The organism is Paenibacillus sp. CB74 (assembly GCF_055687625.1).
Map to the genome: position 1 here is coordinate 5347199 of NZ_CM146009.1, position 23007 is coordinate 5370205.

At 44.2% G+C, this 23007-nt stretch carries 23 protein-coding genes and 1 tRNA gene; 22 read left to right on the forward strand and 2 right to left on the reverse strand.

Translation table 11 applies throughout. From position 1 onward, the window contains the following. The first annotated feature begins 142 nt into the window (after nt 1–142). The 4 genes from ACX9NY_RS23730 (at nt 143) to ACX9NY_RS23745 (ending at nt 3700) form a co-directional block, all read left to right on the forward strand. Nucleotides 143–904 (forward strand): ParA family protein, encoded by a 762-nt coding sequence (locus ACX9NY_RS23730; protein WP_024629525.1) that lies wholly within the window; start codon nt 143–145, stop codon nt 902–904. Further along, complete coding sequence (locus ACX9NY_RS23735; protein ID WP_339238899.1) at nt 897–1742, forward strand: ParB/RepB/Spo0J family partition protein; 846 nt, start codon at nt 897–899, stop codon at nt 1740–1742. Before ACX9NY_RS23730 ends, ACX9NY_RS23735 begins: the two co-directional genes overlap by 8 nt. Nucleotides 1743–1902: 160 nt before the next feature. Further along, nucleotides 1903–3057 carry an aminotransferase class V-fold PLP-dependent enzyme gene (locus ACX9NY_RS23740; RefSeq protein ID WP_472475398.1) on the forward strand — a complete coding sequence of 385 codons (1155 nt, stop codon included), beginning with the start codon at nt 1903–1905 and terminating at the stop codon, nt 3055–3057. 142 nt (nt 3058–3199) lie between these two features. Continuing rightward, nucleotides 3200–3700: a DUF4446 family protein gene (locus ACX9NY_RS23745; RefSeq protein ID WP_062836527.1), complete on the forward strand. Its 501-nt coding sequence runs from the start codon at nt 3200–3202 to the stop codon at nt 3698–3700. Here the strand turns inward: ACX9NY_RS23745 and yyaC are convergent. Continuing rightward, nucleotides 3675–4280, reverse strand: coding sequence for a spore protease YyaC (gene yyaC / locus ACX9NY_RS23750; RefSeq protein ID WP_036611957.1), 606 nt, complete (start codon nt 4278–4280; stop codon nt 3675–3677). The two genes, ACX9NY_RS23745 and yyaC, sit on opposite strands and share 26 nt — an antisense overlap. Nucleotides 4281–4397: 117 nt before the next feature. On the opposite strand from yyaC, the gene ACX9NY_RS23755 reads away from it, so the two are divergent. The 4 genes from ACX9NY_RS23755 (at nt 4398) to ACX9NY_RS23770 (ending at nt 6007) form a co-directional block, all read left to right on the forward strand. Next, on the forward strand, nt 4398–4661 hold the full coding sequence (locus ACX9NY_RS23755; RefSeq protein WP_017691427.1) for a putative Se/S carrier protein: 264 nt from the start codon (nt 4398–4400) through the stop codon (nt 4659–4661). Between the two features lie 14 nt (nt 4662–4675). Next, nucleotides 4676–5614: a mechanosensitive ion channel family protein gene (locus ACX9NY_RS23760; RefSeq protein ID WP_472475402.1), complete on the forward strand. Its 939-nt coding sequence runs from the start codon at nt 4676–4678 to the stop codon at nt 5612–5614. After that, complete coding sequence (locus ACX9NY_RS23765) at nt 5604–5813, forward strand: DUF951 domain-containing protein (protein WP_339238893.1); 210 nt, start codon at nt 5604–5606, stop codon at nt 5811–5813. Before ACX9NY_RS23760 ends, ACX9NY_RS23765 begins: the two co-directional genes overlap by 11 nt. A 103-nt stretch (nt 5814–5916) precedes the next feature. Beyond that, nucleotides 5917–6007: transfer RNA gene (locus ACX9NY_RS23770), tRNA-Ser, on the forward strand. A gap of 441 nt (nt 6008–6448) precedes the next feature. Here ACX9NY_RS23770 and ACX9NY_RS23775 read toward each other — a convergent pair. Beyond that, a complete protein-coding gene (locus ACX9NY_RS23775) occupies nt 6449–6643 on the reverse strand; it encodes a YjzC family protein (RefSeq protein ID WP_036611947.1) in 195 nt (64 codons plus the stop codon). 202 nt (nt 6644–6845) lie between these two features. Here ACX9NY_RS23775 and rpsF point away from each other — a divergent pair, with 202 nt between their 5' ends. The 14 genes from rpsF to ACX9NY_RS23845 all read left to right on the forward strand — a co-directional run bounded on the left by rpsF (nt 6846) and on the right by ACX9NY_RS23845 (nt 22818). After that, complete coding sequence (gene rpsF, locus ACX9NY_RS23780) at nt 6846–7139, forward strand: 30S ribosomal protein S6 (RefSeq protein ID WP_036611944.1); 294 nt, start codon at nt 6846–6848, stop codon at nt 7137–7139. Between the two features lie 48 nt (nt 7140–7187). Continuing rightward, the gene (ssb, locus tag ACX9NY_RS23785) at nt 7188–7673 is read left to right on the forward strand and encodes a single-stranded DNA-binding protein (RefSeq protein ID WP_307218987.1); all 486 of its coding nucleotides are present in this window, start codon (nt 7188–7190) and stop codon (nt 7671–7673) included. Between the two features lie 56 nt (nt 7674–7729). After that, nucleotides 7730–8002 (forward strand): 30S ribosomal protein S18, encoded by a 273-nt coding sequence (rpsR, locus tag ACX9NY_RS23790; protein WP_017691433.1) that lies wholly within the window; start codon nt 7730–7732, stop codon nt 8000–8002. Between the two features lie 218 nt (nt 8003–8220). Further along, nucleotides 8221–8814, forward strand: a complete 594-nt coding sequence (locus ACX9NY_RS23795) for a M15 family metallopeptidase (RefSeq protein WP_339238891.1) — start codon at nt 8221–8223, stop codon at nt 8812–8814. A gap of 728 nt (nt 8815–9542) precedes the next feature. Next, a complete protein-coding gene (locus tag ACX9NY_RS23800; RefSeq protein WP_339258133.1) occupies nt 9543–10547 on the forward strand; it encodes an ABC transporter ATP-binding protein in 1005 nt (334 codons plus the stop codon). Then, on the forward strand, nt 10547–11479 hold the full coding sequence (locus tag ACX9NY_RS23805) for an ABC transporter ATP-binding protein (RefSeq protein ID WP_339238889.1): 933 nt from the start codon (nt 10547–10549) through the stop codon (nt 11477–11479). The genes ACX9NY_RS23800 and ACX9NY_RS23805 overlap by 1 nt, the downstream gene beginning before the upstream one ends. A 7-nt stretch (nt 11480–11486) precedes the next feature. Then, the gene (gene opp4B, locus ACX9NY_RS23810; protein ID WP_253442276.1) at nt 11487–12449 is read left to right on the forward strand and encodes an oligopeptide ABC transporter permease; all 963 of its coding nucleotides are present in this window, start codon (nt 11487–11489) and stop codon (nt 12447–12449) included. A 29-nt stretch (nt 12450–12478) separates the two neighbouring features. After that, nucleotides 12479–13384, forward strand: a complete 906-nt coding sequence (locus ACX9NY_RS23815) for an ABC transporter permease (protein ID WP_253442274.1) — start codon at nt 12479–12481, stop codon at nt 13382–13384. Between the two features lie 19 nt (nt 13385–13403). Beyond that, complete coding sequence (locus ACX9NY_RS23820; RefSeq protein ID WP_339238887.1) at nt 13404–15233, forward strand: oligopeptide ABC transporter substrate-binding protein; 1830 nt, start codon at nt 13404–13406, stop codon at nt 15231–15233. Between the two features lie 252 nt (nt 15234–15485). Then, a complete protein-coding gene (locus ACX9NY_RS23825) occupies nt 15486–16376 on the forward strand; it encodes a D-alanyl-D-alanine carboxypeptidase family protein (protein ID WP_472475408.1) in 891 nt (296 codons plus the stop codon). Between the two features lie 119 nt (nt 16377–16495). Next, entirely contained in the window at nt 16496–18925 is a 2430-nt protein-coding gene (locus tag ACX9NY_RS23830; protein ID WP_472475410.1) for a S9 family peptidase, read from the forward strand. A gap of 226 nt (nt 18926–19151) precedes the next feature. Further along, on the forward strand, nt 19152–20741 hold the full coding sequence (locus ACX9NY_RS23835; protein ID WP_339258129.1) for an MFS transporter: 1590 nt from the start codon (nt 19152–19154) through the stop codon (nt 20739–20741). A gap of 432 nt (nt 20742–21173) precedes the next feature. Beyond that, nucleotides 21174–22208, forward strand: coding sequence for an LCP family protein (locus ACX9NY_RS23840; RefSeq protein ID WP_091035261.1), 1035 nt, complete (start codon nt 21174–21176; stop codon nt 22206–22208). 184 nt (nt 22209–22392) lie between these two features. After that, nucleotides 22393–22818 carry a CBS domain-containing protein gene (locus ACX9NY_RS23845; RefSeq protein WP_091035263.1) on the forward strand — a complete coding sequence of 142 codons (426 nt, stop codon included), beginning with the start codon at nt 22393–22395 and terminating at the stop codon, nt 22816–22818. Nucleotides 22819–23007: the final 189 nt, after the last annotated feature.

Here is a 23007-nt window from a genome sequence, read left to right on the forward strand (position 1 = left end):
GCAAGACAGGTCTGACATTTTAAAGGTCGGTATAGTGATGGAACGGTAGTTGTTGTTTGTGTGGACGATAGCCACCTGCTTTTTGTTAACAATATCTCACAACCTACAAGAAAAGACTCCTATTTTATTTGAGGTGAAGTAATTGTCTAAGATTATGGCCGTAGCAAATCAAAAGGGCGGTGTGGGGAAAACGACGACATCTGTTAACTTGGGTGCAGGACTGGCTTCACTCGGGAAAAGAGTATTGCTTGTCGATATTGACCCTCAGGGGAATACAACCAGCGGAGTTGGAATCAATAAAGCAGATGTGGCTAATTGTATATATGATGTCATCATTAATGAGGTCCCTCCTCAAGAAGCGATTGTGGAGACTCAGATTGAAGGTCTTCATATCATACCTGCAACGATTCAGCTTGCCGGAGCCGAGATTGAATTGGTGTCCACGATATCACGGGAAGTTCGCCTGAAAAAATCACTCGCCATGGTGAAAAAAAACTATGATTACATACTGATCGATTGTCCACCATCCCTTGGCATGTTAACGATCAATTCGTTAACCGCTTCCGATTCGGTGATCATTCCGATCCAGTGTGAGTACTATGCACTTGAAGGATTAAGTCAATTGCTTAATACGGTTCGTTTGGTACAAAAACATCTGAATACATCCCTGCAGATTGAAGGGGTATTGCTAACGATGTTTGATGCACGGACCAATCTGGGGATACAGGTTATTGAAGAAGTGAAAAAGTATTTTCAACAAAAAGTATATCAAACGATTATTCCGCGTAACGTACGGCTTAGTGAAGCGCCATCTCATGGTCAATCCATTATTACGTATGATCCTCGTTCCAGAGGGGCGGAAGTGTATCTAGAGCTCGCAAAGGAAGTGATTTCTTATGAGTAAGCGGCTTGGAAAAGGTCTTGATGCCCTCATTCCTTCGCTTTCAATTAATGACGATGATAAAGTCGTAGAAATCCCGATTAGTCAACTGCGGGCTAACCCCTATCAACCACGTAAAGTATTTGATGAGGGCGCAATCCATGAACTGGCTGAGTCCATTCGTCAGCATGGTGTCATACAACCTATTATAGTTCGTCCTGTATTAAGAGGTTATGAGATTATTGCTGGAGAGCGACGGTTCAGAGCATCACAATATTGTGGTAATGCCACTGTACCGGCCGTAGTCCGCAACTTCAGTGACCAGCAGGTAATGGAGATTGCATTGATCGAGAACCTGCAACGGGAGAATCTGAATGCGATGGAAGTTGCAGTTGCTTATCAGGGGTTAATGGATCAATTCGCGTTGACTCAGGAAGAGTTATCTGTAAAAGTAGGTAAATCACGTTCTCACATCGCTAACTTCTTGCGTTTGTTATCCTTGCCGGAAGAAGTGAAGGACCATGTTTCACGTGGAACATTATCCATGGGACATGCACGTGCCATCGTAGGTATTAAAGATGAGGTTGTAGTGAAGCAGCTTGCCAAACAAACCATTGATCAGCAATGGAGTGTACGTGAGTTGGAGGAAGCTGTTCAACAACTGGATCGTTCCAAAACAGGTGAGGCTAAAGCCAAGTCAAAATTGAAAAAGAAAGATCCATTTATTGATACGTTGGAAGAATCTCTGCGTGAACGTTTCAAAACAACAGTGAAAATCAAGCACAATAAAGATAAAGGTAAAATTGAGCTCAACTACTACAGTCAACAGGATCTGGAACGGCTATTGGAATTGTTACAATAACAGTCGGTCCAAGATTCATTAACAACATGCGGGGCTTACTCATGTCATGACATATCGCCTCTGTATCATGGAGAAACGATATGTCATTCTTTGTTTACAGGGTCATATACGTAGTACGTGTAGGCGAATTATTAATTTTAGGGACAAAGGTGGTTGTGAGGTGGAGGGAATTATCTATCTGGATCATGCAGCAACATCTTGGCCCAAACCACCTGCTGTCGGTGATGCGATGCTGAATGCCATGGAGATTGCAGGGGCTAATCCGGGCAGAGGAAGCCACCGAATGGCTGTTCAAGCAAGTCGTGTACTGTTCGAGGCGAGAAAATCCGTATCTGATATTTTTGGAATCAAAAATGCGAATGATATTGCCTTCGGATCAAATACGACAGAAGCCTTGAATCTGGCTATTCAAGGTTCGCTCCAGGAAGGCGATCATGTGATTGCCACCATGGCTGAACATAACTCAGTTAGACGTCCACTGGAGTACATGCGCAGACTCCGAAATGTGGAGATTGATTATGTACCTGTTGATGCTTCAGGAGCCATTGATCTGATGCAAATGGAACGTATGTTTCGTTCTAATACTAGATTGGTGGTATGTACACATAGTTCGAATCTGCTTGGCAGTATTCTTCCTATTGGAGAAATTTCGCTTCTGTGTCGTAAACATCGGGCGATTTTATTGGTAGATGCGGCGCAGAGTGCTGGGGTTATGCCTGTGAATGTACAACAACTGGGCATTGATATGTTGGCTTTTCCAGGGCATAAGGGACTGCTTGGTCCTCAGGGTACAGGAGGCTTATACATTGCTCCTGAGCTCGATATAGAGCCTTTGCTTCATGGGGGCACAGGAAGTCAATCAGAAGCTCTGGAGCAGCCCAAGGTGCGTCCTGATCGGTATGAAGCGGGGACACCCAATACAGTCGGGATCGCAGGGTTGAATGCGGGCGTGAAGCACGTACTGGAAATGACACCAACGTTTATCTACCAGCATGAGTGGGAACTGACCCAACATATGATGGACGGTTTGTCATCGGTTAAGGGTATTCGCATGCTTGGTCCAGAGATTGGACAGCCACGTACTGGATTGGTATCTTTTACTGTGGATGGGTATGATTCAGCACAACTCGCCTTCCGATTAGATCGGAATTACGGGATTGCGGTTCGCTCCGGTTTTCATTGCACACCGCTTGCACATGAATCTGCTGGTACAACCGCTACCGGAGCAGTAAGGGCAAGTGTGGGATACAATTCAACTCGAGAAGATGTGGATGCGCTCGTTAAGGCAGTGTTGGAATTGACGGGGGCAGACTAGATTATAGTTGAAATGTTGAACTCATTTGGTAGTGTGCTGCTGTGTGATTAAGCTTAGGGATATCGGGTTGATTTATAATAAATGATAATATTACAGACAGACGTTAATCTGATCAAAAATATAGAGGGGTAGTTGCACTTACATGGCTGAATTAAACGAGCTGATTCTGGAACAGCTGTTATGGATTATTGGCGGAATGGCATTACTTACGGTGATCTTGCTGATTGTGAGTATTGCTCAAGGAGCAAAGTTACGAAAGTTTAAACGTAAATATGAAGCCATGATGGCTGGCAGTGGAGTAGAGGACCTGGAGTCATTGCTGATTAATCTGAAAATTCAGATGGACAGCATTGAGGATGAACACAAACTGCAAACGAATCAGCTGCAAGTTGTCATGCAAAAGCTGACCCGCATTCAAGGTAAAGTTGGCGTGAAAAGATACAATGCCTATGGAGAGCATGGCAGTGATCTGAGCTTCTCCATGGCTATGATTAACGACAGCCAGGATGGCATGATCCTTACGGGGATATATAACCGTGACGGTTCTTATGTATATGCAAAACCTCTTAAAGGGGGAGAGTCCGCGTATACTCTGTCCCCAGAGGAAAAGGAAGCTATTACTCTGGCACAGCAAGCAGAGTAGAACGTGTATGCCATTCCCGAATGGCCGAATACAGACTGCTGGATATAATCTCGGACATGCGCATAACGAGACTGAGCCGTGTGTTCTGTAGAACAAAGTATTCCATAAAGCCGCCGACGTTAACGATACCTGTCAGATGGATATCGCCGACCGGCGGTAATTCTTTATTTACTCCCGCACCTGGTTTGAGTGGGCCATTGACGACTTGAATGCATCCTACACTGGATGATTGTCCTAGACAGGCATCAATGCCAATCACATAAGGGTTATGGTGTGTTTTTTGTATATTGTGAAGTGTATCCTGCAGGTTCATCGCATGGACGGGTTCATCCAAGGTACCATAGAGATGGAATAAAGGGCTGTCCCACTTGGAAAGGGCTGATCCGACCAGAGGACCAAGGCAGTCGCCTGTTGAGCGATCAGTGCCGATGCAGACGATCACTACATTTTGCAGAGAATGGGCTTTATAGAGATGGAACATCAACCGATGGGTAATGGCGGAGTGAATGCCTGGATCGGTATGGGGGATTTTTAAACTGGTCATGTCTTGTGATGAAAAGGAACGCGAAGTAGGATTCATAGGATCTATCCTTTCCCTTGGAATAGTAGTAACAGTATATGGAAAGGTAGAGCGTTTTATACTTCACGAGGACAAGCTTTTTCTCCAAGGTTAAACATATGGCGAAAGGAGCCGGACATGGACGAATGGATTAATGATTGGATGCTGATTGCATTTGATTCAACCCAGCAGGCCCTGCGTGCTGAAATGCTGCTGGAGTTTGCGGAGATAGAGATTGATTTGTTCCCTACGCCAAAAGAAATTACAGCAGGGTGTGCGCTATGTATCCAGTTTCCAAAAGAGGATCTGGAGCGAGTGCAAAAGATCATTCGTAACGAGTTCGTAGAGATCCGGGGCCTCTATTTCAAAACAGAAGACAGCTATGATAACATACCGATGTAGAGGAGGTATGCTGGATGTTGCCATTTCAATTTGCTCAAGAGGACAATAGTGGCACCACTGGTGCTTTGAGTGAAGCCCTTCGTTGGACGGATAAAGTCTGGAACAGAATTGCAGATCCCGATATGTGGCTTAACATTATGTTCAGCTCCATTCGGATCATCATTATTTTTATCATCACCCGTATTGTCATTAGGGTGGTATATCGCATTATAGATCGTTCCATGGAACGCAAGCAGGAAGGCAAGATTCGCGTAAATCCGCGCAGATTCGTAACTGTAGGGGAACTGTTGAAAAATGCGACCTCCATAACATGTAATTTTATTATGATTCTGCTACTGTTATCTGAGATCAATATCCAAGTTGGACCGCTACTCGCGAGTGCAGGTGTGCTGGGGCTTGCCATTGGTTTCGGTGCACAGGGTCTGGTCAAGGATGTGATTACGGGTTTCTTCATTATATTGGAGGACCAGTTCGCTGTGGGGGATGTTATACAGACGGGAACCTACAAGGGAACGGTTGAGGTGATCGGACTTAGAACAACCAAACTGGTCAGCTGGCAAGGTGAGGTTCACATTATCCCGAACGGGACGATTGCAAGTGTAACGAACTACTCCATGTCGAATTCGCTGGCTGTAGTGGATATTCCGATGAAGGCGGACTTAACTCTCGATGAGTCGGTACATCTAGTGAAGAAATCTTTGGTCGGAATCGAAGAGCGTGACCTAAATATTGTGAAGGTGCCGGATGTGCTCGGTATACAGTCGATGTCCACATCAGAGTATGTGGTGCGAATTGTAGCTGAATGTATGCCTAACTCTCGTGCTTCTGTGGAACGTCAGATTCAGGGCGATGTGAAAAAAACGCTGGAGTATCGTGAGATGAGTCATCAAGCAGCATTGGAACAAGCAGCAGCTTTGGATAAAGATGAGGGGGATGGCACAGGTGGAGCGTAAAAGTTTCCAGCTTGGGGATATCGTGCAGATGAAGAAGCAGCATCCCTGTGGCAGTAATGAAATGGAGATCATTCGTATGGGTATGGATATTCGGATCAAGTGTGTCGGTTGCAAACATAGCGTATTGATTCCAAGAGCAAAATTCGAGAAAAACATGAAGAAAGTATTGCGCTCAGCCGAAGAGTCCACTGAATCATGACCTTGAAAATAATAGGGGCAGGGTGCTCAAAATAACGTTTACATGCAGGCCCCGCATGAGTGTTGCGTTCTGTAAATGATCATGCTATAATCAATATTGCTGCGGAAAGGTACCCAAGAGGCCCAAGGGGGCTGACTCGAAATCAGTTAGGCGTGTCACAGCGTGCGTGGGTTCGAATCCCACCCTTTCCGCCACTTCATTTACAATTTACTCAATACACATTGAGTTTTATAAAAAAGATCGTTAATAAGACTTCCCATTAGGGAAGTTTTTTTTGGTATAACGTTTTATCGAATATGTATTGAACACGTATCCATATCAGATACATCAACAATGATTAAAGTCGAAAAATAAAGAGCCCCGAAGGGCTCTTTATCCGGCGGTGCATTTGTTTGTTAGGAAACAATCGGTCGTAACAATCAGAAACTTGGTGTACTGCACGTAGCAATACGCGTGCTTCAGACGAAGGGCCTTACAACACATAACCACTTGCTTCTTAAATTACGTGATGAATCTCCAACAGCGAATGATCGGCTTCGTTGTCCAACGGAACCACACCTCTCTCGTGCACCGCCTAATTGTATTATGTGCTTTATTCCGTATTGTATACATGGATTGTGAAAAAAGTATTGCGATTAATGGACGCGGGCTTTGGTCAGCTTCTTCCACTTACGATTTTGATTGCTTGTTTCGGGAAATGCTTCACCTTTTTGCAGTGTAACCCGCTTTGGATTCTGAATTTCCGTGACAAAGCTTTTTTCCCCAACTTCCGTGTACTCTCCATCGTTTGGGGCTTTGTCTCCTGGTTCAAACTCGGTTTTTTCACCCATGATAAAACCTCCTCTGCAGATTATGTTACTTTGTTGCTTTTGTAGTGTGCTCCATAGCCGGGCTGATCATGTGCCAATATGTACAGGGAACGTTTGCTTGCACTTTGACTCGGTATTTGTTATATTAATATAGTTCGAGTTTGTGCTCGTTCCTTGCTCTCAACCTGGATTGAGGGCCAGAGTCCATAAGGAGGTGAAAATTATGCGCAAATATGAAGTGATGTACATTATTCGTCCTGACATTGAGCAAGAAGTTGTTCAAGCTACAGTCGATAAATTCCAAGGCATCATCTCCAACGGCGGTGGTGAAGTTACAGCTCACGACGTTATGGGTAAACGCCGTCTTGCGTATGAGATCAAGAAATTCCGTGATGGTTTTTATGTTCTGGTACATTTCACTGCTGAACCAGCAGTTGTAACTGAACTTGAGCGTCTCATGAAGATTTCTGACGAAGTAATTCGTTATCTCATTACCAACGACGTTAAGTCTGCTTAAGACAACTCGTGATTAACGCACCAATACGCTCTGAAGGAGGGGATTACATTGTTGAACCGTGTCATTCTGATCGGACGGTTAACCCGGGATCCTGAGTTGCGTTACACTCCAGCAGGAGTAGCAGTTACGCAATTTACTTTGGCAGTGGACAGACCGTTTACAAGCCAAGGAGGAGAAAGGGAAGCCGATTTCATTCCGGTCGTAACCTGGAGACAGCTTGCCGAGACCTGTGCAAACTATTTGCGCAAAGGACGCCTGGCTGCAGTCGAAGGACGCATTCAAGTACGGAACTACGAGAATAACGAAGGAAAACGTGTATACGTGACCGAAGTTATTGCTGATAATGTTCGTTTCTTGGAGTCAGCTAACCGTGATAATAGCGGTGGCGGCGGTGGGCAACCAATGCGTGAAGAGCCTTCTTATGGAGGCGGCGGACGCGCGAACAATAACAATAATTCGCGTAGCAACAATCAGGATCCTTTTTCTGATGACGGAAAACCGATTGATATATCGGATGATGATTTGCCATTTTAACATGAGCTGATACTCTTCGGAGATATGGGTTACATGATAGGAAAGGACTGAAAAGCATGGGCTTCAAGCAAAGAGAAGGCGGAGACAACGATAAAAGACCGGCACGTCGTGGCGGCCGTAATAAACGTCGTAAAGTGTGCTTCTTCACAGCTAACAAAATTACTCACATCGATTATAAAGATACGGACTTGCTTCGTAAATTTATCAGCGAACGTGGAAAAATTTTGCCACGCCGTGTAACAGGTACTAGCGCTAAATATCAACGCATGCTGACGATTGCAATCAAACGCTCCCGTCAAATCGCATTATTGCCATACACAACTGAGTAGTATATACTCAGCTTGCATACGAAGCAGTCGGCTTATAGCCGGCTGCTTTTTTTGTATTTATACAATAAAATAACATGCTCACTCTGGCTAATCTGAGATTCCAAAAATTTGGTGATAGAAGCATTTAAGCCTCAAATGAATTATAATAGAGTCTAAACTACTGAAAAGGCTCAGTTCACAGAAATAGCTATATTTCAGAATAATCACCAGGAGTGGATATGAATACATCAAAGCGTAGAGGCAAACAGAGAAAAAAGAGAAGTCTGAAAACCTGGATTCTAGCAACTCTTTTACTTTCCATTATATATGTATGGTTACAGCAAAAAGGTGATATAGATAACATGTGGCCCGGGACAACGATTCAAGAGGTTGTACCGATCACAGGCCTTCATCCTGTGGTAGCAGAGAATGAGAAATTATTGGTACGGAAGGCAGCGAGACGAGGAATAGAGATGGTTATTACCCACGGCTACCGAAGTTCTGAGGAGCAAGACGCACTATTCAACCAAGGACGCTCAAGTGCAGGTAATATCGTTACGAATGCGCGTGGCGGTGAGTCATATCATAACTATGGATTAGCTATTGATTTTGCACTGAGGACGCCTGAGGGTGATGTGGTGTGGGATATGGAGCGAGATGATAACGGGAATGGCAAGGCAGACTGGATGGAAGTTGTAGATCTCGCCAAAGAGTTAGGTTTCACTTGGGGTGGAGACTGGGCTAACTTTCCGGACTATCCTCACTTACAGATGGATTTTGGCTTGAGTATCAATGAGTTAAAACGTGGTAAAAGGCCTCCTGAAACTTCCTAAAACAATTGTTTATATACAATGAAATGAATAAATATTAACTAAGCTCTGCATTTTGCAGGGCTTTTTTCTTTCTTTTGTAAAATAAATGATAAAAGATGACAATTTGGTCTTTACATTAGCAAATAAATAAAACTATACTATAATAACTAGATTTTTTACTTTGATCGCACATATTATTTCAAATATAAGCATGGTAGCTCCAATTGAATAAATTTCAGCTATAGTTCGAGATATAATCAACACTACTAAATGTAACATTTACCTCACGTTAATTTAAGAAACTCTACCCTAATTAAGAGATACACATGCAACTGATGTAACTACTATGTTATGTATATGTTAAATTGACCATTTGCCTATGTGCACCTCACATCTAAAAACATGAAAATAACTCCCCAAATCCCTGCTATATGCCTTTATAATATTACTAATATCCAAATCTGTAGTATAAAAAACATTTATACCAAAAATCTCAAAATAAGCATTGACGTTAGCTAAAATTACACGTATGATTACATTAATTATTTTGCTGTATAATTCCACTAGGAATTATCAACATTAATTGACCAATGGTCTAAATATAAGTCTCTTAAACTAGTTTCTCCTAATGATTTGGTATTTTGTATAAGCTATTGTTCGTTATCTTCAAGAACTTGGAAATATACAGTAGATGCATTCCTCTACACACGAATACAATCTACGGAAATTATGGGGTTAGGGTGATTGATTTGAATACAGAGCTATTGGAAGTCAGAAATCTAACAACATCATTCAGAATTGAAGATGACTATTATGCAGCAGTGGATCACGTTAACCTTAAGGTGAAGAAAAATGAAGTGTTGGCGATTGTAGGTGAATCCGGGTCAGGTAAAAGTGCTTTTGCATTCTCTCTTATGGGCTTGCATAACAAAGCAAAAATCGAAGGCCAGATTCTCTATAAAGGACAAGATATTGCCAACATCTCTCCAAACAAGTTGAACAAGCTACGCGGTAAAGAAATGGCTATGATTTTTCAGGATCCATTGTCTGCGTTAAACCCTCTAATGATTATTGGTGAACAGATTGAAGAGATCCTTACACTTCATCAGTCTAAGCTGTCTTCCAGAGAGAAGAGAGAGAAGGTTATTCACTTATTGAATCAGGTAGGGATTCCACGTCCCGAACAAATATACAAGCAGTATCCCCACGAATTATCTGGTGGTATGAGACAGAGAATTGTCATCGCCATTGCGATTGCTAACAAACCAGAACTACTCATAGCCGATGAACCAACGACGGCGCTTGACGTTACCATTCAACTACAGATTCTGGAGCTAATCCGAGATCTGAAGAATGAAATTAACGCAGGCATTATTCTGATTACACATGATTTGGGTGTTGTGGCTGAGATGGCTGATCGCGTTGCCGTTATGTACGCAGGCGAAATTGTTGAAATCGCAGATATCTTCACATTGATGAACGATGCGAAGCATCCATATACCCGCTCATTGTTGAATTCTATTCCCACCCTGTCTGAAGAAAGATCCAAATTACATGTTATCCAAGGCATCGTACCATCACTCAAAAATCTTCCTCGCAAAGGGTGCAGATTCAAAGCCAGAATTCCATGGATTAGTGAATCGGCTCATGAAGAGAACCCGCAGATGCATGAAATTGCACCAGGTCACTTTGTACGGTGTACCTGTTACCAGCACTTTCATTTCCCTGACCAAAGCGGAGGAGGAATAACATAATGGCATTACTCGAAGTAGAAGGGCTCAAGATACACTTTCCGATTCGCGGGGGGTTGCTTAAACGGGAAATCGGCAGTGTAAAGGCCGTTGATGATGTGAGCTTCTCCATTGAACAAGGACAGACCTATGGACTGGTTGGCGAATCAGGTTCAGGCAAGACGACAACAGGCAGAGCCATTATTGGGCTGAACCATGTCACTGACGGAAAAATTCTGTTTAACGGCAAAAACCTGGCTACGGAGCGACGTAAAAACAGGCAGCTCCAGCGGGATGTACAAATGATTTTCCAAGACCCATATTCATCATTGAATCCAAAGAAGCGGGTTATCGATATCATCGCTGAACCGTTTCGTAACTATGAGCGTCTGACAGCGACCGAGGAGAAAAGACAAGTAAGAGAATTACTTGAAAAAGTTGGTCTGAGTCCGGAGTCCATCTACAAGTATCCGCATGAATTCTCAGGGGGGCAGCGGCAACGGATCGGCATTGCACGGGCTATTGCACTGAAGCCGAAGCTGATTATCGCGGATGAACCTGTCTCTGCACTGGATGTATCAGTACAGGCTCAGGTACTTAACTTTATGCAGGAGATTCAAAAAGAATTAAATCTGACGTATCTGTTCATCAGTCACGATCTGGGCATCATCCGCCATATGTGTGATCAGATCGGAATTATGTATAAAGGTCGATATGTGGAACAAGGTACAACGAATGATATTTTTGAGAATCCGCAACACATCTATACCAAACGTCTGATTGCTGCCATTCCGGATATGGACCCAACCAAACGAGAGGAAATGGTAGCCTTCCGTCAACAGGTCAAGTCCGAGTATGAACATTCATACCGAAATTTCTTTGATGAGGAAGGGCTTGCATACTCGCTCCAATCCATTTCCGATACTCACCGAGTAGCTCTACCTCAGAAAGGTTGAAGGCCATATGTGGAAAACGATAGTACGCAGAATTATCATAATGATCCCTCAGATCTTTTTACTAAGTCTTTTGGTCTTTCTGATGGCCAAGGCCATGCCGGGTGATGCGCTAACCGGATTGCTTGATCCAAGCGTTGATCCCAAAGCGTTGGAAGCCCAGCGAGAGAGACTGGGATTGAATAATCCTTGGTACGTGCAATATTGGGACTGGATCAAAAACGCCATCCAAGGTGATTTTGGACAATCCTTCCGTTTCAAAATGCCCGTTACGGACCTGATCGGTCAACGTGTAGCAAACACGTTCTGGCTCGCACTGGCGACACTTGTACTGACTTACCTGATTGCTATTCCACTGGGTATCATCAGTGGTCGTTACAACGATACCTGGTCTGATCGGTTGATCACTGGTTACACCTACTTGGGCTTCGCCGCTCCATTGTTTATCTTCGCACTGGTGATGGTATGGATCTTCGGATTCCATTTCGGCTGGTTCCCGACGGGAGGAAGCGTTGCGCCAGGACTTACACCAGGCACATTCAGCTACGTAATGAGTAAGTTCTATCATCTATTATTGCCGGCATTATCCATGGCACTGATTACAACGGTATCTACCGTTCAATATTTGCGTAGTGAAATCATTGATATCAAGCATAAGGAATTCGTTATTACTGCGAGAGCCAAAGGGGCTTCAGAATCCAGGATCTATAACAGACATATTTTGAGAAACTCGCTACTACCTATCGCCGCATTCTTCGGATATGAGATTACGGGGCTTATCGGTGGTACCGTATTTATCGAAAGCATATTCAGTTATCCAGGTATGGGGCAGTTGTTCCTGAATTCCATCTCATTGCGTGACTTCAGCGTTGTGACTGCACTCGTATTGTTATATGGCGTAGCTTCCATTCTCGGGGCATTGCTGTCTGACATAATTCTGGGAATTGTAGATCCACGTATACGGATCAAGTAAGAACTTGAAGATTTCGGGGTGAAAACAAGATGAGCAAGGCCAACGAGGTAGTTGTAACTTCACAAAAAGTTGATAAAAGCCCCTCCAGTTTGAGTATTTTATGGAGGGAGCTTGTCAGAGATAAGGTGGCACTAATCTCGCTCATTTTCTTGGGCTTGGTCATGTTGCTGGTGTATGGCACGTCTCTCATTCTGAATCAGGATGATATCGTACGCGTGGATCTGTTTGCCTTATATGAACCACCTTCTGCACAATATTGGCTTGGAACAGACTATGGGGGTCGTGATGTATTTGGCCAACTGGTCATTGGTACACGTAACTCGCTGACTATTGGAATTATCGTAACGTTAATGACTGGCTTCATAGGTATCTTAATTGGCCTTTTATCCGGTTACTTCGGTGGAATGATAGACAACCTGTTTATGCGTGTTGTTGACTTCTTCATGATCCTTCCGATGTTGATGATTGTTATCGCGTTTGTTACGGCAGTACCGAAATACAATATCATCTCGTTCTCTCTAATCATGACGGCGTTTCTCTGGATGGGTATCGCCAGATTGATTCGTTCTAAAGCATTACAGGAACGGGAGCTGGACTATGTAAAAGCTTCAAAAACATTGGGCTCTTCTCATCTGAAGATTATGCTCTCACAGGTTCTTCCGAATCTGAGCTCCATTATCATCGTAACGATGACATTGAATCTCGCTGCCAACATTGGCCTCGAATCAGGGCTGTCTTTCCTCGGGTTTGGTTTTCCCGAAAGTACGCCTAGTCTTGGAACACTCGTAAGTTATGCACGTAATCCGCAAACCCTGGAATCCAGATGGTGGATATGGCTACCCGCATCAGTACTGATCCTGGTATTGATGTTGAGTATAAATAATGTCGGTCAAGCCCTAAAGCGTGCGACTGATGCAAGACAAAGAAGAGGTTAAAAAAAGGGAGGAAAGGTTCATGAAAAAGGGATTATTTTCACGGGGACTATTTTTCACGATGATGTTGGTCTTTGTATTGGTGCTCGCAGCGTGCTCTGAAAAAGAAGCAGCTACTCCAGCTCCTGCTACCAACAACACAGAAGAGGGAAAAACGGAGGAAAAACCTGCTAATGAAGAGGGCGTTTACTCCATTGAAGACTTCAACAATGTCAAAACGAATGAAGGTACTGCGATCGAAGGTGGATCAATTACATTCGGACTTGTATCGGATACTGCTTTTGAAGGTACACTGAATTTCAACTTTTATTCCGGTAACCCTGATGCACAGGTTCTTCAATGGTTCGATGAAGGTTTGCTGACTTGGGATAAAGACTATGTGTACACCAATGATGGTGCTGCAACATATGAGACTTCCGAAGATGGTAAAACGTTCACACTGACTATTCGCGACAATGTAAACTGGCATGATGGTAAGCCGGTAACGGCTGAAGATCTGCAGTTTGCTTATGAAGTTATCGGTAACAAAGCGTATGATGGTCCACGTTACGACTCCAACTTCACTAGTGTAGTGGGTATGGATGAGTATCATGCTGGAAAAGCAAAAACAATCTCTGGTATTAAGGTGCTGAGCGACAAACAAATCAGCATTACGTATAAAGAATCTACTCCGTCCCTGCTGACAGGTGGCGTGTGGACGTACCCACTCGCTAAACATATCTTCGGAGATATGGATGTAGCAAAAATGTCTTCTTCCAAAGAAGTACGTGAAAAACCAATTGGTTTTGGTCCATTTAAAGTGGATGTTATCACTCCAGGTGAGTCTGTAACTTTTGTTAAAAACGATGACTACTGGCGTGGAGCTCCAAAACTGGATAGTGTAACTCTGAAAGTTATCAACCCGACAACGGTTGTTCAAGAACTGAAATCTGGCGGGGTAGACCTCGTGGATGCCTTCCCGACAGATCAATATAAAGACAATGCTAACCTGTCCAACGTAGAATTCCTGGGCGCAATCGATCGTGCTTATACGTACATCGGTTTCAAACTGGGAACGTGGGATGAAGAGAATGGAAAAGTTAAAAGCAATGCTGAAGCAAAAATGGGCGACAAAAACTTGCGTAAAGCAATGTGGATGGCTGTAGATAACGATCAAGTTGGTAAACGTTTCTATAATGGCCTGCGTTGGAATGCAACAACTCTGATTCCACCGTCTCACCCAGAATTCCATGATGCCAGCAATCCAGGTGTAACGTATGATCCAGAAGCAGCGAAAGCTTTGCTTGATGAAGCTGGTTACAAACTGGATGGTGAATTCCGTACCAATCCGGATGGAACACCACTCGAAATCAACTTTGTATCTATGACTGGTGGGGACACAGCTGAACCATTGGCACGTTATTATGTTCAATCATGGGCAGCTATTGGTTTGAAAGTAAACCTGGAAATGGTTGAATTCAACAGCTTCTATGACCGTGTAGGTAACACAGGTAAAGATGATCCGAACATTGATGTGTATCAAGCCGCATGGGGTGTTGGTATTGACGTAGATCCATCTGGCCTGTACGGCCGTGATGCACTCTACAACTTCTCCAGATTCTCCAGCGAAGAGAATGACAAATTGCTGGCACAAGGTATCTCTGCTGAAGCATTCGATGTAGACAAGCGTAAAGAGATCTACAATCAATGGCAGCAATACATGGTAGATGAAGTTCCTGTATTCCCTACACTGTATCGCGCAGTTGTAGCACCAGTTAACAAACGTGTAATGAACTACGCGATTGGCGATGGAACAGGTGTTTACCTGAGCGACTTGCAAGTGAATGCAGAAAAAGCAGTTGTAGCTGAGTAATCCTTTCTTCCAGTAGTAACTGTAAGGATTGGGGTCCTTTAAGAAGTCGGTTGCTAGATTATGATGAAGAATTCTCCTGGGAAATTGAACTAAAGTGTCTTTACAAACATGGATTCTGTACACTCTGGCATGGGTGTATGGGGTTCATGTTTTTTTTGTAACCAAAAAATAAAAAAAATTTAACTTTTTTTCAAAAAAGTGCAGACAAAATGCCTCTTCACTTCGTCTATATAGGTAAGAGGTGATCATCTTATGAAAAAATGGTGGAAACGGGCAGGTATGCTACTGGCTCTGCTGCTCATTATATATTTGGGTGTAAAACCGGACATGCTGGTAGGCAAACCGGGAATTAAAGCTGAATCCGCGGTATTAATGGATATGAACTCCGAACAGATCCTAATGGATTTTAACGGCTCCGAAGAGATTGCTCCTGCAGGCGTTAGTAAGTTGATGACAGAACTGCTTGTGATGGAAGCCGTGATTAAAGGAGATATAAGATGGGACGATCTAGTTAATGTGAGTCTGTATGCCAGTTCCGTGGGTGGCAGTCAACTGACCCTGAAGCAGGGAGAGCAATTCACCGTTCAGGAGCTGTTCGAGATCGTGGCTGTCTATTCAGCCAATGATGCAACTGTCGCTCTCGCTGAACATATCAGTGGTTCAGAGCAGAAGTTTGTGCAGCAGATGAATCAGAAAGCTTCTCAGATCGGGTTGTCTGAAAATACACAATTCACGAATTCAACGGGCCTCAGTGAAAAGCTGCTTGGTCCTAACCGTCCGATGGAAATACAAGGGCAAACCTTAATGACGGCTATAGATGCATGCAAACTTGCGCGATATCTGCTGAATAACCATCCCGAGATTTTAAGAATCTCCAGTAAAATGCAAGTCTCCATGCATCAAAAAGGGATGTACATGAGCAACACGAATTGGATGTTGTCCTCCATTGGTGGGCCTTATGCTTATGATGGGAATGACGGATTGAAAACCGGATATGATGAAGAATCGGGATATCACTTTGTGGGGACAGCTGAACGTGATGGCAAAAGACTGATTTCAGTTGTTTTTGGGACGGATACCCGTGAAGGGCGTTTTGTGGAGACACGAAAGTTGTTCAACTATGGATTTTCGGGCTCAAAATAAAGAGTGGACATGGGCTTGCTCAGAGAGACATCTCGCTGTTAACTTATGGTTAATCATGGTAAAATTACTTACGTATAATTCCATATTATTATGTAATTCACTTTAAAGGGGGAGATTGTTTGAACGCAATTAGTAAAAAGGTATACGCTCTCACGCTTACCATGGCTATGTCCATCGCACTGATTCAACCGGCTGTCCAAGCGGCCGAAGCCGTTAAACCTACAGCCTCTGTCTCGGAGGAAATTGCTTCCAAGGCAACACAAACACTGCAACAACTCGGATACATAGATGGTACGACAGATGGCATGGCCCAATTAACGGCTCCAATCACTCGCGCGGAGGCAGCAATCATTTTGCAACGGGTACTTCAACTGGATGCGCCTGCATCACTTACAGGTTTTGCAGATGTTTTGCCGGAGAATGAAGCAGCGCCTGCCATCTACGCATTAAAGCAAGGCGGTTTCATTCAAGGGAAAGCCAAAGGCTATGCCCCCGATGCTCCACTTACACGTGCACAGATGGCATCGTTGTTCACACGTGCATTTGAACTGAAGGATAATGGAATCCAGGTCGTATACAGTGATGCCGATCAGATTCCAGCTGTGCATGCGGATGACGCTGCGCGATTGAAACAGCATTTTATTATTGAAGGTAGCGCATTTAACGCCAAACAGTCAGTGACCCATGGGGAATTCGCTGATGCACTATATCTGGCGCTTGGACTCGATGTGAAATTGGATGGTCTTACTCCTCTGGAAGACTTCTTCAAACAGCCTGCTCAGGCAGGGTTCCAGATGTCCCCGGACGGTAAGCATCTTGCTTACCTGGAGCCGTGGAACAACCGCATGAATATCGTAGTTACTGCAAATGGCCAGGATAAGCCTGCACGGATTACGAGCGAAACAGAACGTAATATTGCAGGATTTGCTTGGGCAACCAATGAAAAGCTGCTCTATGTACAAGATAAGGCAGGCGATGAGAATTACCATATATATGTCACGGATATCGATGGTACAAACAGCAAGGATCTGACGCCATATCCTAACACAAGAGCCATCCTGGTAGATCCGCTTGAGAATATTCCGGATGAAATCTTGGTAGGCATGAACAAGCGTGATCCGCGCATTTTCGATGTGTATCGGATTAACATCAAGACAGGGGAGGCTGTACTTGCTGCAGAGAACCCGGGTAATATTACGGGCTGGCTGACGGATCACGAAGGTAAAATTCGTGTTGCCGTGTCCAGTGATGGCAATGTGTCTTCGTTACTGTATCGTGAATCGGAGGACAAAGAATTTGAGCCGCTTCTGACAACGAAGCTTGGAGAGACTTTTGCGCCAGTCATGTTCACGTATGATAACAAAAATATCTATGCGATATCCAACTTGGAGCGAGACAAAACGGCGATTGTCGAGTACAGCCCAAGCAGCAAAAAGGTAACCAAAACCATCTATGAAAATAAAGATGTGGATGTAAGCAACTTCGTACCTTCCAAAGAAAAGGGTACTATTCTTGCTGCTGTATATGAGACAGATAAAGTGAACTATGAATTCTTTGATCAAGAGTTCAAAACATTAATGCAGGATATCAAAGCGAAAGTGCCAGGCAAGGAAGTAAGTATCGGTAGCATAAGTAAGGAAGGCCAAGTATTGTTCGTAGCGTATAGTGACAAAGCAATGGGAACGTATTATTTCTATGATTCCAAAACAGGCAAACTCGATAAACTGGCTGATGCTGCACCTTGGATTGATGAGAGTCAAATGGCAGATATGAAGCCTATTACGTATAAGTCACGTGATGGTCTGACCCTTCATGGTTATCTAACATTGCCTCAAGGAGCTGAGACTTCTAACCTGCCTTTGGTGGTTGTTCCACATGGTGGTCCTTGGGCGCGTGATTCATGGGGCTTCAATCCTGAGACTCAATTCCTTGCAAGCCGTGGTTATGCTGTTCTTCAGGTCAATTTCCGTGGTTCCACGGGATACGGCAAAGAATTCCTGGATGCAGGTAATAAAGAGTGGGGCAAAGCGATGCAGAACGACCTCACAGACGGTGTGAATTGGCTGGTTGAAGAGGGGACGGTTGATCCAAAACGAGTAGCCATATATGGAGGCTCTTACGGTGGATATGCCGCTCTGGCAGGACTGGCTTTCACACCGGATGTCTATGCTGCTGGCATCAGCTATGTGGGACCTTCCAACATCTTCACCCTTCTGGACTCACTTCCACCTTATTGGGAGTCTGAGCGTAGTATGTTCTATGAACGTGTAGGAGATCCCGTGAAAGACAAGGAGCTGTTAACAGCGATTTCACCTCTCTTCCACATCGACCAGATGAAGGCTCCATTATTCGTGGTTCAGGGCGCTAATGATCCACGTGTCAAACAAGCCGAGTCAGACCAGATTGTTGAAGCATTACGCAAGCGTGGAGTCGACGTACCCTATATGTTAAAGACCAATGAAGGTCATGGCTTCGCAAATGTGGAGAATCAGCTTGATCTGTACCGTGCGATTGAGAAATTCCTGAATCGTCACCTGATGCAGCCATAATACGTTAAACATGAGGGCTGTCCCGCAGGTTTACCAAACCTGTGGGCAGCTTTTTTATCGGATCACAGATAAAAATGAACCATAAACTATATTGTTAAATTGACATATGGATTTCTTTTGTTTTAAAATGACCAGTGAGTCATTATTATTCAATTCGGTTTAATATATATGTATCAGACCCACTGTACGATACTTAAATCAAGATCTGATCGGGAGGTAACATGTGATGCAAAAACAAATGAAATGGCCGCTGGTCCTATTTGCCATAGGGGTATTTATGGCTGCACTGGATAACGGAATCATCACCTCTTCACTGACCACCTTAAATGCATCATTTGGTGTGTCACCAACGTGGGGAGCATGGACGATTACGCTCTACACACTTGGGCTTGCGGTGAGTGTTCCGATTGCAGGCAAACTGTCTGACCGTTATGGTCGCAAGAAACTGTTTTTGATAGAAGTGGCGCTGTTTGGGATCGGGTCCCTGCTGGTTGCGCTAAGCACATCATTTACGTTCTTCCTGATCGCTCGTGTCATTCAAGCTTTGGGCGGTGGGGGGATATTTATCATTGCCAGCTCCTACGTGCTAAGTAAGTTCCCGGCGGAGCGTCAAGGTACAGCCTTGGGTCTGCTAGGGGGTATGAATGGTGTTGCGGCCATTTTGGGGCCGAATATCGGTGCTTTTATACTGGACATTACGGGCAACTGGCATTGGTTATTCCTGATCAACGTACCTATTGCCATCCTGCTATTCATTGCAGGTATCCGATTTATTCATGAAGAGCAGGAGCTTAATCGTGCAGCAGTGGACTGGAGCGGTATTGCTGTCCTGACGCTGGGTGTACTCAGTCTAATGTATAGCTTCAGCAATCTGGATGGTGTGAACATGATTCAAAGCCTGGGATCACCAATGTTCTTCGGCTTTTTCTTGGCAGGTGTAATCATTCTGGTGCTCTTTTACTTCATGGAAAAAAGACTGGAAGGATCTGAACGTGAACCTGTTGTATCAACACAGCTTCTGGGCATTGCATCCTTTCGTTGGACGCTGTTGATTGCCTTTTTCTCGGGAGCCATTCTGGCCTCGGTGATCTTTATTCCCGGTTTCGTTGAACAGTATCTTGGCGTATCCAATACGGCTTCTGGGTATTGGTTTACTCCACTCGCGCTGGCATCCGGTATTGGGGCGGGCGGAGGTGGCTACCTTGTTGACCGCAAAGGGCCCATCTGGACGTTATCGGTTGCGGGGTTATTATCTGCCATTGGATTTCTGCTGTTCCCATTATGGGTGGAGCATATCTGGCAATTTGTCATTGCGAGTACTCTCGTAGGGATCGGCTTCGGCATGATGCTTGGTGCGCCAGTTAACGTACTTGTCACCGAACAGGCGGGGGAGAACAACAAAGGTATCGCGGTAGCGACAAGCTCGTTATTCCGCCAGATGGCAATGGCTATTGCACCTACCATTTTCGCCGGATTCCTGGCACGTTCTTTCACTAATCTGGGGTCCAACATTCAGGCAGGATTCGCTGATAAAGGAATTCAGGTGCCGCCTGAAATGCTGCAACAATATGCGTCAGGCGGGGCATCAGGTAGTGATGTCTCCAGTCTGACCCAGGGCCTGTCCCAGATCCCTGATGAAGGTATCCGTGATGTGTTGCTTCAGGCACTGCATCAAACGACAGGCGAGGGTTACAGTGGACTTTTCTGGTCCGCGGTTATATTCAGTGTGCTTACGCTGGTGGCTGCGCTTATAACGGGACGTCTGCGTCATAAAGAGAAGAATCCTCATGTGGAAAGTGTATCGACGAACGGATAAAATCATGTGTGAAAATGAAGAGAACAGTGTACCTTTTGAAACGAAAAAGGAGTCACTGTTCTTTTCAATTTAACCGGATTGTAACTTTTCCTCCTCCCTCAATGATTACAATAGAACGAGCGTAAGCGGTGTCTTGATTCCAGAGAGAGAAAACTTTGAAGAACACCGAGTCACAAGGTATCTCAGACGTTTAATTGGTATTATATAAGTTCAACGAATCGTTACACTGCATCACTGCGAGTTCAGAGTAACCTTCCGATCGCTGTTATCCCCAGATTTTTTGATTTCCTTTCCAAAGGTTAAAATCCGGTAATAAAGGCGAGCGCTACGCTTCTTGAGGTTTTCTCTGACCTCTCCGTTATTTGTGTAAATATTAGCTGAAACTTATATAGCCAGGCAGTATCATTTTCATAGTGAAGAAGGAATCAATGGATGAAAAGCAGAACTAAAGATAAGAAGAAGAAAAGAAGAAAAGGCCTATATATAACGCTCGTTTCACTTGTTGTTTTGTTAATCGGAGGTTACTTGTTCCGTCAACAGCTGGCTGTGGCGGCATTTGATCTGTTTCTCGCCGGCTCGGTAGAAGATCAGCTATCCCGCTCTTATGTACCACAAGAAGGCAACAATACGCCTGATCCAACAGTATACCGTAAGGAACCTTTCTCCGTGTTACTGCTGGGTTCGGATAAACGTGCCTATGAGAAGACGCGCGGACGTTCAGACACCGTTATCTATGCTGTAGTACGCCCCAAGGAATCTCGTGTGCTTCTGGTATCCATTCCACGTGATACGTATGTGCAGATTGTTGGACGGGATGCAAACAAAGACGGCGTAGATGATTATGATAAGCTGGCGCATGCCTATGCTTTTGGTGGGGAGAATATGTCCATCAATACGGTGGAGAAATTCCTTGATGCTGATGTAGGTTACTATGCAACGATCAACTTTGACGGGATCAAAAAAGTAGTTGATGCGCTTGGTGGTGTAAAACTGCCAATTGATGAGGACATTGTGAACAAGAACCCGGATCATGTGCAATTCACGATTGAAGGCGGTAAGCCGATCTATGACGGGCAGGAAGCATTGTATTATGTAAGATACCGTGAGGATAGTGATTTTAATCGTACCAAACGGCAGCAGATTTTCCTGAACGCGATGGCGAATGAGATGCTCAATTTGAATCAAATCGCCAAAATTCCCGAATTGATTCAGATTATGGGAGACAGCTTCCAGACGGATATGCGAGCTTCGTTTATTATTGATCTGGCTAAACAGGTGCTTACTCAGGAGAAACCTCAGATTTCGAGCTTCACCATTCTTGGTGAGGGGATGAAAAAGGATGGTATCTATTATGGCCAGGCTGACGAGAAAGATGTCCAATATGCCAAAGAGCTGATTAACAACTGGATGGATCAATCGACTCCAGCCGGCGAAGTAATGATCCCTGACCGGCAAAAGATTGAATAACCAATTCCATACCGATGATGTGTTGTAGACCACAATCAGCAGTACGTTTATTCGCGGGCTGCTGTTTTTTTTCTTTGCAGTGAGAACTGTGATCCTTTTGGAACATCCTGCGTTCTAATCCGTATAATATAAGTTGAGCGAGATAAGTTGAACGAAGAAATTCATAAGGAGGATACACAAGGGTATGAACATCGCATTCTTTTTGCTACCCAAACAAGAGGTTACGTGTGTGACGTCGGATTCTACGCTGCGGCAAACGTTGGAACGGATGGAATATCATCGTTTTACGGCGGTTCCCATTTTGAATAAAGAGGGCAAATATATTGGTACGGTTACCGAAGGCGACTTACTGTGGTATATGAAGAATGCCGAGGGAAAGATTTCATTTGAAAACGCTTCAAAATTTTTACTCAAAGACGTTCCACTCCGCTTGGATATTAAACCCGTATCCATTGACGCCAACATGGAAGACCTGATTAATCTGGCTAAAGTTCAGAACTTTGTTCCTGTGGTCGACGATATGGATCGATTCATTGGTATTGTCAGACGGAGTCAAATTATAGAGTACTGCGAGGGCATTGTAGCCAAAGAATCAATCAAGGCTAAGTAAAGCTGTACCGAATTTAAATATTATGGTGTCATGAGGGATAATCACAGCCATCCAGTATCATGTTAAACTTAAGAAGTGCTGAACCAAGGGCGCATTCGAAGCTTTTGACAAATATATAGGTCGATAGGATGTACGGAGGACTCCGCATAAGTACCTGACATCAGTTTCGGAGAACTTCTCCGCTTTTTG

Excerpts from the sequence above, each read along its gene's own strand:
- ACX9NY_RS23735 (WP_339238899.1), top strand. The coding sequence starts at position 897 with ATGAGTAAGCGGCTTGGAAAAGGTCTTGATGCCCTCATTCCTTCGCTT.
- ACX9NY_RS23745 (WP_062836527.1), top strand. The coding sequence starts at position 3,200 with ATGGCTGAATTAAACGAGCTGATTCTGGAACAGCTGTTATGGATTATT.
- yyaC (WP_036611957.1), bottom strand. The coding sequence starts at position 4,280 with ATGAATCCTACTTCGCGTTCCTTTTCATCACAAGACATGACCAGTTTA.
- ACX9NY_RS23755 (WP_017691427.1), top strand. The coding sequence starts at position 4,398 with ATGGACGAATGGATTAATGATTGGATGCTGATTGCATTTGATTCAACC.
- ACX9NY_RS23760 (WP_472475402.1), top strand. The coding sequence starts at position 4,676 with ATGTTGCCATTTCAATTTGCTCAAGAGGACAATAGTGGCACCACTGGT.
- ACX9NY_RS23775 (WP_036611947.1), bottom strand. The coding sequence starts at position 6,643 with ATGGGTGAAAAAACCGAGTTTGAACCAGGAGACAAAGCCCCAAACGAT.
- rpsF (WP_036611944.1), top strand. The coding sequence starts at position 6,846 with ATGCGCAAATATGAAGTGATGTACATTATTCGTCCTGACATTGAGCAA.
- rpsR (WP_017691433.1), top strand. The coding sequence starts at position 7,730 with ATGGGCTTCAAGCAAAGAGAAGGCGGAGACAACGATAAAAGACCGGCA.
- ACX9NY_RS23795 (WP_339238891.1), top strand. The coding sequence starts at position 8,221 with ATGAATACATCAAAGCGTAGAGGCAAACAGAGAAAAAAGAGAAGTCTG.
- ACX9NY_RS23805 (WP_339238889.1), top strand. The coding sequence starts at position 10,547 with ATGGCATTACTCGAAGTAGAAGGGCTCAAGATACACTTTCCGATTCGC.
- opp4B (WP_253442276.1), top strand. The coding sequence starts at position 11,487 with ATGTGGAAAACGATAGTACGCAGAATTATCATAATGATCCCTCAGATC.
- ACX9NY_RS23815 (WP_253442274.1), top strand. The coding sequence starts at position 12,479 with ATGAGCAAGGCCAACGAGGTAGTTGTAACTTCACAAAAAGTTGATAAA.
- ACX9NY_RS23820 (WP_339238887.1), top strand. The coding sequence starts at position 13,404 with ATGAAAAAGGGATTATTTTCACGGGGACTATTTTTCACGATGATGTTG.
- ACX9NY_RS23825 (WP_472475408.1), top strand. The coding sequence starts at position 15,486 with ATGAAAAAATGGTGGAAACGGGCAGGTATGCTACTGGCTCTGCTGCTC.
- ACX9NY_RS23835 (WP_339258129.1), top strand. The coding sequence starts at position 19,152 with ATGCAAAAACAAATGAAATGGCCGCTGGTCCTATTTGCCATAGGGGTA.
- ACX9NY_RS23840 (WP_091035261.1), top strand. The coding sequence starts at position 21,174 with ATGAAAAGCAGAACTAAAGATAAGAAGAAGAAAAGAAGAAAAGGCCTA.
- ACX9NY_RS23845 (WP_091035263.1), top strand. The coding sequence starts at position 22,393 with ATGAACATCGCATTCTTTTTGCTACCCAAACAAGAGGTTACGTGTGTG.